General features: G+C 60.4%; 10 protein-coding genes. 3 read left to right on the top strand and 7 right to left on the bottom strand.

From position 1 onward, the window contains the following. Positions 1–18: 18 nt before the first annotated feature. Positions 19–288: a hypothetical protein gene (locus LDL49_RS53385; protein ID WP_225302632.1), complete on the bottom strand. Its 270-nt coding sequence runs from the start codon at positions 286–288 to the stop codon at positions 19–21. A 138-nt stretch (positions 289–426) separates the two neighbouring features. Between LDL49_RS53385 and LDL49_RS59620 the strand changes: the two genes are divergently transcribed. Beyond that, the gene (locus tag LDL49_RS59620; protein WP_372470725.1) at positions 427–876 is read left to right on the top strand and encodes a GntR family transcriptional regulator; all 450 of its coding nucleotides are present in this window, start codon (positions 427–429) and stop codon (positions 874–876) included. A 174-nt stretch (positions 877–1,050) separates the two neighbouring features. Here LDL49_RS59620 and LDL49_RS53375 read toward each other — a convergent pair whose 3' ends face one another. Continuing rightward, positions 1,051–2,952 carry an AIPR family protein gene (locus LDL49_RS53375; RefSeq protein WP_225302652.1) on the bottom strand — a complete coding sequence of 634 codons (1,902 nt, stop codon included), beginning with the start codon at positions 2,950–2,952 and terminating at the stop codon, positions 1,051–1,053. A gap of 540 nt (positions 2,953–3,492) precedes the next feature. Here LDL49_RS53375 and LDL49_RS53370 point away from each other — a divergent pair. Further along, positions 3,493–4,299, top strand: a complete 807-nt coding sequence (locus tag LDL49_RS53370) for a hypothetical protein (RefSeq protein WP_225302631.1) — start codon at positions 3,493–3,495, stop codon at positions 4,297–4,299. 547 nt (positions 4,300–4,846) lie between these two features. Here LDL49_RS53370 and LDL49_RS53365 read toward each other — a convergent pair. Beyond that, the gene (locus LDL49_RS53365; protein ID WP_225302630.1) at positions 4,847–5,017 is read right to left on the bottom strand and encodes a hypothetical protein; all 171 of its coding nucleotides are present in this window, start codon (positions 5,015–5,017) and stop codon (positions 4,847–4,849) included. Between the two features lie 174 nt (positions 5,018–5,191). On the opposite strand from LDL49_RS53365, the gene LDL49_RS53360 reads away from it, so the two are divergent. Further along, complete coding sequence (locus tag LDL49_RS53360) at positions 5,192–7,642, top strand: NACHT domain-containing protein (RefSeq protein ID WP_225302629.1); 2,451 nt, start codon at positions 5,192–5,194, stop codon at positions 7,640–7,642. Between the two features lie 160 nt (positions 7,643–7,802). Here LDL49_RS53360 and LDL49_RS53355 read toward each other — a convergent pair whose 3' ends face one another. From LDL49_RS53355 to LDL49_RS53340, 4 genes are all read right to left on the bottom strand, one after another. Next, entirely contained in the window at positions 7,803–9,125 is a 1,323-nt protein-coding gene (locus LDL49_RS53355) for a tyrosine-type recombinase/integrase (protein WP_225302628.1), read from the bottom strand. Between the two features lie 92 nt (positions 9,126–9,217). Further along, positions 9,218–9,448 carry a helix-turn-helix transcriptional regulator gene (locus tag LDL49_RS53350; protein WP_225302627.1) on the bottom strand — a complete coding sequence of 77 codons (231 nt, stop codon included), beginning with the start codon at positions 9,446–9,448 and terminating at the stop codon, positions 9,218–9,220. Further along, positions 9,445–11,019 (bottom strand): YfjI family protein, encoded by a 1,575-nt coding sequence (locus LDL49_RS53345; RefSeq protein ID WP_225302626.1) that lies wholly within the window; start codon positions 11,017–11,019, stop codon positions 9,445–9,447. Before LDL49_RS53345 ends, LDL49_RS53350 begins: the two co-directional genes overlap by 4 nt. Continuing rightward, on the bottom strand, positions 11,016–11,231 hold the full coding sequence (locus LDL49_RS53340) for a hypothetical protein (protein WP_225302625.1): 216 nt from the start codon (positions 11,229–11,231) through the stop codon (positions 11,016–11,018). Before LDL49_RS53340 ends, LDL49_RS53345 begins: the two co-directional genes overlap by 4 nt. Positions 11,232–11,671: the final 440 nt, after the last annotated feature.

The raw sequence follows: 11,671 nt of genomic DNA, 5'->3' as shown, positions 1-11,671 counted from the left end.
CAGCGCAGTACGGGCGCATCAGGAGCCGACACGGCCACTCGGCACTTCTGCGGCGTACTCCTGTAGGTAGCGGAAGACGTTACGGCGGCATCGCTGCCATGCGCACGCGAAGGCGAGCTCCAGGAGTGTGTCTGCTTCGAGCTGCGGCTTGATGCCATAGCCGATCTCATCGGCGGTCAGTTTGGGCAGCGGCCTCGCCCGCCAGACGCCGATCTGGTCGCGCCACACGTAGAAGCGCCTGAACGCGCCGCGTAGGTCGTGAGGCGAGATACCGAGTATGGAAGTCATGCGGGATTGATCTCCCCGTGTTGTATTGGGCAGGGACGTCAGCCAAAAATCCTCCCAGGCTGACGTTTGCCCACGTTAACTCTAGGGGCTCATGGCCACAAGGCTCATGGCAACATAGCCGCGTGAGACTTGTGTGTTGTGATCGACTACAGCTCCGGGGTGCCGGTGTATCGCCAGGTCGCCAGCGCGATCCGCGACGACATCACCGCCGGCCGCTACCAGCCGGGAGCGTGGTTGCCCTCAGAGTCCCAGCTGGCGCAGCTGTACGAGGTGGGCCGGGACACGATCCGCGACGCGTTGGCGCACCTGCGGGCCGAGGGGCGAATCACCACAGTCCGCAAGCGGGGGTCCATGGTGGCCACTGAGCCGTCCCGAGAGCCGTATCACGTCCCCGCTGGGGCCCGAGTGATCGCCCGCATGCCGACGCCAGACGAGCGGCGGGACTTGGCGACGCCTGGGGAACTGCGAGAGTTCGGCGGCATGCCAGAAGGTGTACCTGTCTTTGAAATAACGCCGGGACCCCGTAAGCATCGCCGCGTTCTACGCAGCGATTGCGTTGAACTGATAGTCGAGGGCCCAACACTTTGAGGCAACCGCCAGGCCCAGATTCGCCCTGTCCGATACCGCAACATCACGCTAACTAAAATCCAGCATTCGAATTCCTGCAACTCGACATGCGAGCTTTTGCTCCAAGCAGCCACTAGATAACCACTAAATGCCCGGAGCGATAATCAAAGCCCTAGGCCATAACGCTGCACCGCATCAAACATATGCAGCAAGTATGTCTTCGAAATCGCTTGGAGCATCCTTTGCTGTGATGATCTTGATGGGTACGTAGGCCTTACTTGCCGCACCAGGCGAAAGTTGCATTGCGGCATGGATCGCCGTAACGGTCTGCGCTCCATTAATGACACACGCTCCTGTCAGCTCAAGGCCGAAGCGTCCACGAGGACCCGGGCTCCAATGTCGCCGCACGTCCTCACAAAGTATAGTGATGCCATTATTGGAGTACCAAAAATGCTCAGGGTGAGCAATTATAGCCTCGGTGAGACGTCGAATGTGATCTCGATCGAGCGTCGCCGAAATATCTTCAGGAAAAAGGCGGTCGCGATACCCCCTATACCATTCGGCAACATCTGCAACCGCCAGGGTTCCTAGATATGCCTCCACAGGCTCGGCCGCATGAATATAGTCGGCCATCCTGGCGGAGATAGTGATCTCCGTTCGGCGCCTATTTAGTACAACCTGCCATATCGTTCGGGCATCCCAGAGATCGTAGGTCAGGATGTCGCCCAAAGCATTGAAGTCCCGAGCCATGCGATGGAGGGCGGCTTCCGCGCCAGGATGCAAGGCACTCTCCCCTGGAGCCGCCAAGACCAGCCTAATCGTACAGTCAGGGCTGGCCAGCGCGGCTTCTAGTTTGTCAGCGTCCTGAATCTTCGGACTGAGAAAGCTATAATCAGACGAGATCAGACGGTTGAGGGCGTATTCAAGCTTCAATACGTCAGCGAGGTTGAACCCTCCACTTCGAAACCTCCCCCACTTGCTTTGAACGACAATAATCTCGGGTCGATCGTCAGAAACTGCAAGGGCATCAATGCCACAGTCGCCACGACCATCCACGACTTGGGCGGCCGCCACCTCACTCTTACGACCAAGGTATTGTTGTATAACCAGAGCCGCAAGTGCACGACTGAGAAGTATTGTCTCCCAGTCTGAGTGTGACTCAACGTCGCTAACGTCGAGCAATTGACCGAATTCTTCTCTTAAAGCCTGCTCAATGTGCCGAATCTGCAGCGGCCGATGATGCGCGGCTTCTCTAGCATCCTGGCTCTGAGTATCTGCGTGCTGGAACTGTTGCAAAATCTCCCCGGCCACGCTAGTAGCGTTCGGAAGTAGATCATTGCTGCTACGGAGCGGGCGATCAGAATTGTCCACACCTATAGAAGTTTCGGAGAAGCTTTCTAGGGCACTCTTGGACTCCGCGCCCGAGAAGGCAAGCAGCGACTCCACAAGTCTCACATTGACCAGTTCAGACTCAGCCTGATTTGTTGTTAGTGAGCACGCCAGCGTGAGTTGCAGAGGGTTCGGTTTGATCAAAGAGGACATCGTGATCTGGCGGAGAAATTCCTCTCCTCGATCTCGACCATATTGTTCACCTGCAGACGCAAACCAGCCCCGCACGAAGGTTGCAGTCTGCTGGTCATTGAACTCCTCCAGAAGAAAACGCGAAAAGCCCGCTAGTCCGTGCCCTAGCCATTGAAATACCATGGGACGAGAGGTGAGGAGTATGCGGACATTTGGATATTGCGCAATGAATGCGTCCAAAATAGCGGGAAATCGCGATGCCTCCCGGGAGGAACTGGCCTCATCCAGTCCATCGAATATGATCAAGGGCGAACTATTGAGAAGTAGACGCTCAACAAACCCTTGTGGAGGATCTGCCTGTAGAGCTGCCTCCAGTTCGAGTTCAATAAGTGCCGTGATGCGCGGAGTAAGACCCGATGAGAGGACGAGGTCTCGGAGTGGCAGCAGGAATGCTACGTCACTATCCGATGCAGCGCGTGAATACGCTAGATATTCACACAGAGTACTTTTTCCTCCGCCCGGAGATCCTATTAGCAGTGTCCTACCAATCTGCTTATCAAAATCCTTGGGCGACATTTTCGCGGATGCCCCACTAGAGCACTCGGTAATCGTAGGGGCAACGTAGATGTCGCGTAGGCCAACATCTAGGCGAGGTCCTAGAAGGGCTGGCCGCAGAGACTCATATCTTCGTTGTACGTACTTGCGGTAGCGATCGACATACTCTGCGTCTCTGCGACCTTCGTCTGAAAGTGCACGAGATGCCTCAGCTGCGTCCCTCCACAGTTGCTGGAACCGGGCAGTTTCGCCGTTCATTGCCTCCACGATGCGCTGTACAACCTCCCAACGGGGAAGCACGCGACCGCTGAGGGAGGCCGCGACCGTGGTGTGGCTAGCCACACCGTTGGTCATGTCAGCGAGTTTGCGGAGAGACGGAGCGCCCGCGGCCGTCCGCAGGCTATTGAGCTCGCTGGCAAGAGTCGCCAGGGCCTCCGTTGGCATGTCCGACTTCCCGCCGCGATCCATCGGTTCCCCTAGTCTTCGTGTTGTAAAGTGTACCGCCGTCGCAGTCGTTACAGTACTCTCTCAGGACCCAACACCACGAACGGATACCTCACCATGTCGGAGTCCATCGCACCACGAGACGTCGTGCTGCGCCTCGTCTGGGGTCATATCCGAACCCAAGGTTGCCGGCCGACGGTGCGTGAGCTGGACCGGGCGTTGTACCGGGATCACTCCCTCAGTGTCGAGTGGCTCTCAGCTCTGCCTGCGGAGCTGTTCACGATCACGCCTGCGCCTATCGATGGACAGATCGAGGACGACGCACTGATCGGCGTGACAGCCGCTGGTGTAGAAGCTGTCGGTGAGAGAAGGCGTGTCCTGGAACTGTTCCTCAGGGCCATCCGTCAAGCCGCCGATCGGGAAAGGGAATTCGAGCCCGCCTTCCCAGGGGATGCACCCAAGCTTACTGCGGCAGACTTCTGCGCGTTCAATCTTCTGGACCGTAGTGGAGGCGACGAACTCCTACCCTGCGTCGGGGAACTTCTTCGCGCAGAGCCGTGGGGAGGGACTTGGATTGAAGGAGAAGATCCGGTATGGGCATTTGATATTGGTCGTGGCGTTCGCAGGTTTGCGGAGGTGCCAAATCTCAAAGCCTACTTGCGACTTTGTGGCCGACGCCGCCTCGCGCCCAAGCCTCGCGTCGATATCGCCTTTTGGACAGCTCTCGCGGGCGTCTTCGCCGTTCTTGGCGTACTTGTGGCAGCGGCGCAACGGTGGCCGATGGAGCAAGCGTTTAGCCTTGTGGTCGCAGTGACGGCAGTAGTACTGGCCTTTCATCGTGGTCGCCTCGACCGCTGGTCATACGCCTACGGGATCCTCGCGTGCGCCGCTGCGTTATGGTTGGTAACCATATCCCTTCGCTAGAGCTGAAGGTTGCCCGGTTGTATAGGCCAGATATTCCAAGAGCTGGGGCAGCGTCAGTCGGCCTCATCACAGTTCCGTCGTGCGAGCCGTGGACCTACTGTGGACCAACCATGTGCTGACAGTACGGCGTAGGGGAAGTTTTCCCAGGTCGACACACTCTTGGCAAATGAACCTGCAATCCTCTCCGGAGCCGGGTGCGTAGGTTCGAATCCTACAGGGGGCACTCACGATCTTCACCGGAAAATGCGCCTGGACCTGCGGAAACGCAGGTCCTTCTGCGTTCCGGGTATGCCACCCGATGCGACTGTTGGCAAGCATGTGCCCATGATCACGTACCAGACGCGTACCGATCACGGCGCGCAGCCCCAGACTCCGTCGCCGCGCCCACGCATGTCGGTCGTCCTGCGCCAGAGGCCAGCAAGATCTCTGAGGTTGATCGAACCAGCTCCCTGGAAGACGGATCGTCATGGTGGTGAGGACCGGAGCGAGACGTGGACAGCTCACCCACTACAGACGGCTCATGGCCCACCGTCACAACTGGCTTGTGTCATTTCTTCCCGAGGATGGCGCGGATCACGATGGCTACACCGTCGAGTACCGCGGGAATATCGGCCGACTTCGTTCGGCCGAGCGCAAGCCAAACCATCACTGTTGCCGCAACTGCGACTATCAGGACCACACCGACGGTCGTCGCAGCGGCCAGTACTACCGGATCCATCCGAGCCCTTCCCATTCCAAGGGGTTGCTGGTGAAATCTCAGTCAAGGGCAGACGGCACAAGAGAGCCACGAAAGTCGTACAGGTCAGACTCTGGCGGCATCACAGCAGGTCGTGGGGTGTTCGACGGGCATGGGCAGTCGGATGGTTCGGATAGACCGGTCAGGTGAGGGTAGGTGAGCAAGTCGCGCAGCAGTCATTCGCTGCATCGCGAACTTGTCCGTCTTGAGGAACTAGCTAAGGCTGCGGGCCAGTACAGCAGGAATAAGGTCCTCAACGAGATTCATGACGGAGGAAACGGCCCAAACTTGCGTGCGCAAACCGTGTCGGGATGGATGGCGCAAGGGCTGATACCAAATGAGTTCAGCGATATGTGGGCGTTCACGCGCGCATTGCTGCGGAGAACATCCAGCAATGGATCAAATAACCGCAATTGGCTGATTCAAAAGGAAAGTGAATTTAGGGGGCTATGGGAGGCTGCAAAGAAACAAGCGGCATATAGCGCTGCCGATCGAGCACCAGCGTTTACTGCCGATCTACCCGAAGAACTGATTGACTTTCTGAATGTGACGCGCCTCGTCTCGGTCGAACATCCATATCCCGCAGTACTTCCAGGGGCTACGCTCCCTCCGCTGTCTCAGGTTTATGTCCGACAGCATGTCGAGCCCCGACCTTCTGATAAACTTGACAACTCTGATCGACCGAAGATTGCATGGGATAAACGACCAGCCCAGGAAATTATCAGAGGCGACGCTTCCATGACCTGGCTTCTCGGCGGGCCGGGTGCAGGAAAGTCCAGCCTTCTGCGCATGATAGTCATCACGCTGACAGGACAGCTTCTCGACAAAGACAGTGCGCAGGCCCCACAAAAATCTAGGCGGTCGACACGCGCTGGTGCGATTCAAGCTATGTCATCCACAGACGAACAGTACCAGCGGAAGCCCCTTTTTCCCGTTTATCTTCCAGCATACATCTTTACGCAGCCAGGATCATTCGCACAGCAAGTAGCCGATGCGGTTAGTCAGCAGCTAAGGGGCCATAACTACACTGTACCCTCTGATGATTTTTTCCGAAGACCGCCTCACTCGGGAGCGCGATGGCTGATCCTTATTGATGGCCTAGATGAGATTTCGGATGTCGACGAACGTCTTCGGGTACTAAAGTCCTTAAATGTGAACAAGTACGGCATCTATAAATTCATAATAGGAAGCAGGCCGTTACCGGAATCCGAACTGGCAATCCTTGACGAGGATGTTGCAATAGGCCGACTGGAAAGAAAAAGTGGCCCTGCGGACAGGTATGAACTCCTCCCTCTTGACGAGAACAAACTTCCCGCATTTGTCAGAGGGTGGATGGACGCAGCCTGCATACCCGAGCCCGCGCCAGCTGTAGCAGCTTTCATGGATCAAGTTATTCGCGGCCGTCTGCGCGAGCTGGTGAGAAATCCGCTCATGGCCACCATCCTCTGCCAACTGCACGCAGCCGACCCCGCGCATCCTCTTCCGAGAGGTAGGTATACCGCTTACCAGCGGTTCTACGAGCTACTGAAAGACAGGTTCTACGATCACTCCTGGGCCGGAATCAATAATCAGCTCATCACACAACTACGGCGCTATGGAGGCCAATCTGCCGCTGCAATTGATGATCTCCCAGGGCGACTGCTGGACACTCTAGGACAATTAGCTCTGCGGCATAAGCATGTACGCGGTTCTCACTCGTTGGAACATGTCAAAGCAAACATCGTCGACCTCCGCCCCAAGGACATGCCGGCAAGCAGGTGGGCTTCACTAATAGCGCAGGTGCTGCGACGCACGGGCCTAGTAATCGTTAGAGCTGATGACTTCAACTTTGTTCACCAAACCTTGGGTGAATTCCTAGCCGCCAGACATGCTGCCTGTGATGCACACGCTAGCGAAGATGAGTTCCGCAGGCTCTCGCGTGCAGACACCCTTCAGTTCCTCCCGCATCTTACCTCATATGATCGCTTTCTGATTGCTGCATGGATCGAGGAGGATCGCAGCCCACCGGAGCTGCATGATTTGATGTTGGAGCTATCCACAAGCTACAGCTCGGCTGCCGGGATCGCCGAACTGATTCGTGATGGCGTCAATTTGGGCGACGACGTCCGCAACTCGATGACTCACACGCTGCGCGGGATGGTCAACGAACAAAATCTGTCGAAGACAATAACTGCCGCAGAGAGTCTCGCATCCGTCGATATCTCATCGGCGGTGGAGATATTGGGCATAGTGCTCAAGAGTCCAAGAATTAGCCCTCTATACCGCTTCAGACTTTCCAAGAAAGTGATCGAGCTCGACCCTCTTCGCGCTGTGGACGTGTTCGCGGAACTGTCTATGAGTCGCCGAATGAACATCATTCATCGCGATCACGCTTCGGACTATCTAATGGAACTCGATCAGCTACGCGCCATCGCAGTCATATCTGAGATGGTGATGGAACGCAAAGAGAATATCCATGAGCTCATTGTGTTGACAAAGAAGCTCGCCAAGCTGGATAAGGCCCTCACTGTCAACATGTTAACGGATATCATCGCCCGCTGCGCGTGGCAAAAGAAGCATCACCTCAGACTGTTGGAGTGGCTGTCCGAAGTCAAGGCGTCCTTCTGATGAAAGTCTCTAAACGCAGATGTTGGCGGCCCCGACATGGAGCGTATATTGATTCTGTTCAAGTACTGCGCGCAGCAGACCGGCTATGTGCCTATTCCTCCCATGGCGAGCGAGGAGGCCAACCCTCAAGAGTTGGCCTCTGTACCGCTTATGGGAGTCATCAGGTGATATTCTCGGGTTTCGATTCATCGTGATCGGCTTCCGTGCCAGCCTCACCAAGTGCGCTGTCTAGCACCCTGCGCCACACCTGGTCTTGCCCCTGAACGCACTTGGCGTAGATCTTCAACAGCACTTCTACGCTATGACCTGCCCACTGAGCTACTTGTGTCGCCGGGACACCCGCGTTCAGACGTAGCGACACGCCAGCATGACGGAGGTCGTAAGGTCGCTTGGCGAGTTGGGAGGCGGCCAGCGCTGGCGGTAGCGCCAGCGCACGGGCGGTCTTCCAGGTTCGTACGTAGCCGGACTTGTAGAGGGTGCCGCCGCGTTCGGTGCGGAAGAGCCGGCCGTCTTGTGCAACGCCATAGCGCCGGGTTTGGTCGCGGAGGATGGACACTAGTTGTGGCGGGATGGGAATGATCCGCTTGGCCTTACGTGGGCGGCCTTTGAGGCCGCGGTGCTCATGAGCTTGGCCGTTGTCGGTCCACTTGCTACCGACAGTCGGTGCTGAGCCGCTGAGCAGGAGCTGTCCCCATCCCTTCTCGGGTAGCGTGCCGTCCTCCAGGCGCAGGGCGGCTACCTCGCTGGGGTGCATCATCGCGTAGTACATGCAGGCGAAGAACGCGACGAGCCGATCCCCGCGCCGCCATCCGGCGTAGCTGACGGCGGTGAGCAGCTCCTGTACCTGCTCAGGAGAGGCCACGACGGAAGGGTTGATCTCCTCGCATACTTCGGCCTCGGGGGCCTTCCAGTCGAGTTCTTCGCTGAGCGGGTTCTTGGCGAGACGCTTCTTGAACACCGCGTAGCGCAGGACGTTGAACAGGACGCGACGGCGGCGGCTGTAGTAGCTGGCGGAGGCGGCGGTGCCGTCGAGCTTGCGGGCGCATCCGTCCAGCGCGCTGGTGATGCGGTCGTAGCCGGCGAGTTCGGTCACCGGGATGGATGCTTTGGCGATCCAGTTGAGTGCCTCGGCGACGTCGTCGGACTTGTCGGTGTCGCGGTGTTGCTTGTTGAACGCCCAATGGTAGAGCGCTGAGCGCAGTACACGCGGGTCAGGTGCGCCACGCCGATCGCGGACCAGGAGCGGGGTCACCGCCGTAAGGGATTCAGCGATCGAGATGCGCTGTCTGCCGGAGACCTTGGGCCATCGGGCATCCACGTAGTCGCAGGCGTGGGCGTACCACGTCATAGCGTTCTGCGCACGGGTTTGGGAGTCCGGCATGCCGGACTCGGTGTCGAACGCCTCGCCGTTCTGGGCGGCCCTCTTGAGTTCGGCGCGGAAGCTGTCGGCGAGTTCCCACGTGGTGAAGAGTTCGGTGAACACCTTCTCTTCGACGACCCACCGGACCATGTGCGGGCGGCCGCCGGTCTTCTTGGTGGAGATCTTCCAGATGCGTACGCGGTAGCTCTTTGCGGTCAGCTTGCCCTCCGGGTTTCGGCCAGGGAGTCGAGCCAGGATTCGAAGTCGCGGCGCTTGATGCGCAGCTCGCCGTTGGGTAGCCGGTGGCAGCGTGGGGCGACGCCGAGGGCGCGCCAGCGTTGCCAGGTGCGGCGTTTGACGTCGAGTTCAGTGAGCAGCTCGGGGACGGTCATCCAGATGCCGGTGCGGTTGCTGGCGTGGGCGATGCTGATGGCGGTGGGCTTCATGGGCGCATCCCTGTGTGGTTCGGGTCGTGCAGGCAGGGGTGGACGGTGTAGGCGGGCGAAGGCCGGCGGCCGGGGCCGGTGCGTGGTGGTTCTGGCTCGCGGCGGATCCAGCCGAGCTGTTCCAGCAGGTCGAGCGGTGTCTCCAGCTCGCTCACCTTGCGGAAGCGATTGCGCGGCAGGGCGGTGAACGCCTCGCGGACGGTGAAGCGCTCCGTACCAGTGCGATGCAGCCAGGCGTGCACGGTGCGGGCGGCTTCGAGGTCGGGGTCGGCGCCCATGGCGTCGAAGGTGGCCAGGGCGTGGGCGGCGAAGTAGCCGCCCAGTGCGATGGCGGCGTTGACGGTGTCGGCGCTGATCGGGCGGCGAAAGGCAGAGTCGACGTCGGCGGCCAGGTGGATGAGGCCGGCGATGCGCATGATCGCGCCGTCGAACTTGCCCGCCCAGTCGGTGATGTGGCCGAGGTCTCCGGAGTCCGGGCGTAGCCGGGTCTCGGTGGCGCGGCGGTGCTGGGTGAAGATCTCGGCAGCTTCGGCCGTCAGGGTGAGGCGTGCTGGGTCGTCCCCCTCGTACATGCCGATGGTGAGGCGTTGCAGGTTGGCGTCGTAGCGGGCGGCGATGTGTTCGGGTACGGGTGGCGGGTCGACGCGCCGGTAGCCGACGTTGCTCTTGGGCAAGCTGTACAGGATGCGTCCGAGCAGTCCCTTGCCGCGGAAGTCGGGCATGCCCGCGATGTCGGCGACGATCTCGGGCTGCACTGCGAGTCCCATGGTCAGGGCCGCGTTGTCCGCCCGTTCGCTGCGGCCTCGGCGGTCGATGATGAGCGGGTCTCCGGCATGTCCCTTGAGGAACAGGTCCAGGTTGGGTGCGCCGGAGTAGCGGCCGGCGAGCGTGGCGAAGATTCCTCCTTCTGCGCTGAGTACGGCCAGGCGTCCGCCTTGCTCGACCAGCAGGCTTGCTGCCGTTTCGGGTGTGATGTCGTCGGCCATGAGGCGCGGCTTGACTGGGATCGTGATGTCTTCCACGGCCAGCGCGGCGCTTTGGGCCTCGGCGACGGCTTCTGGCGTTGCTTCGCCGCGTGCCGTTCCGGCGGTTCGTGCGGCTTTCTCGGCCACTTCGACGGCCAGCCGACGGGATACCTCCGCTTCAGTGATCTGCGGGCCGATGCGGTCCAGCAGGATCTTCTCGGCACGGGTCAGCGGTGTGGTCATGGCGCGGAACACGGCGGACTTGCGTGATCCGGGTGGCATGGCGACCAGGACGAAGAGGTTGACGGGCTCCACCCACGAGCCCCGGACGTTGACGACCGCGCGCCCGTCGGCGGCGGTGGACAGGGCCGCCAGGCTGACGCAGCCCGCCAGGTCGAGCGGCGTCTGGGTCTCCTCGGCCACCGCACTGATGTGCTCGGCGACCCACGCCGGGAGGGCGTGCACCGGGAAGGCCGGGAGTTCGCCCCGTTGCCCGAGCGAGGGTGTCTCCCAGGCCGGTGCCGCGTTGTGAAGTTCGGTGAGCTGGGCGGCGGCGTCCGCGGTGGACAGGATGGATTCGGCTGTGTGCCGGGTGGTGGTGGTCAAGCGGCTGTCCTCCGGGGCCGACGCTGGCCGGAGTCGAGTCCGGAGCGGATAGTGCCGAATGCCTCGCGAGACCCGAGCCCGATGGCCTGGGCGGCGTTGTGCAGGCATGCCTCAGCGAGGTGACGCGGTAGCAGGCTGGCTGCCGCGAGCTGCCCGAGGGCGAACGCGGCCATGTTGAGCGTGTCGTTGCGGGTGCCGGGTGCGGCGTCCAAGACCCGTTCCACCTCGCCGCGCAGTGCGGCAAGGGCGTATGCAGCAGCTTGATCTCCACCGCAGGTGGCCAGCACAGCCCCCGCAGACATGCTCGACGTGAACGGCGGTGGAGAGCTGAGGCGTTCGGCCAGCCAGGCTGGAAGCGGCGCCGGGGCCGCTGCATGCAGGCTCGCCCTCATCGAGGTGCGCGACCAGTGGGGTACGGGCGACGGTGGTCGTGAAGGTGTCCTCGGCCGCAGCCGGCTCGTGAATCGGGCGGCTGATGGCGGGGCGGCTGGTGCCGGACAGTTCCGGCACCAGCTAGGCCAGGCGCTTAGCGGACTCGGTCGTAGACCATGGCGATCTCGCCCAGTTCGCCGCTTTGCTGGTGGGTGAGCATCCACTTCGAAGCTGGCAGGCCATCGTCGAACAGTCGCTGCCCACCGCCGGCGATCTCGGG

Source organism: Nonomuraea aurantiaca, assembly GCF_020215705.1.
Classification (GTDB): Bacteria; Actinomycetota; Actinomycetes; order Streptosporangiales; family Streptosporangiaceae; genus Nonomuraea; species Nonomuraea aurantiaca.
Note: the sequence above shows the minus strand (reverse complement) of the source record. Positions and strands in the feature narration are given on the sequence as shown.

Excerpts from the sequence above, each read along its gene's own strand:
- LDL49_RS53385 (WP_225302632.1), bottom strand. The coding sequence starts at position 288 with ATGACTTCCATACTCGGTATCTCGCCTCACGACCTACGCGGCGCGTTC.
- LDL49_RS53370 (WP_225302631.1), top strand. The coding sequence starts at position 3,493 with ATGTCGGAGTCCATCGCACCACGAGACGTCGTGCTGCGCCTCGTCTGG.
- LDL49_RS53375 (WP_225302652.1), bottom strand. The coding sequence starts at position 2,952 with ATGTCGCCCAAGGATTTTGATAAGCAGATTGGTAGGACACTGCTAATA.
- LDL49_RS53350 (WP_225302627.1), bottom strand. The coding sequence starts at position 9,448 with ATGAAGCCCACCGCCATCAGCATCGCCCACGCCAGCAACCGCACCGGC.
- LDL49_RS53365 (WP_225302630.1), bottom strand. The coding sequence starts at position 5,017 with ATGGATCCGGTAGTACTGGCCGCTGCGACGACCGTCGGTGTGGTCCTG.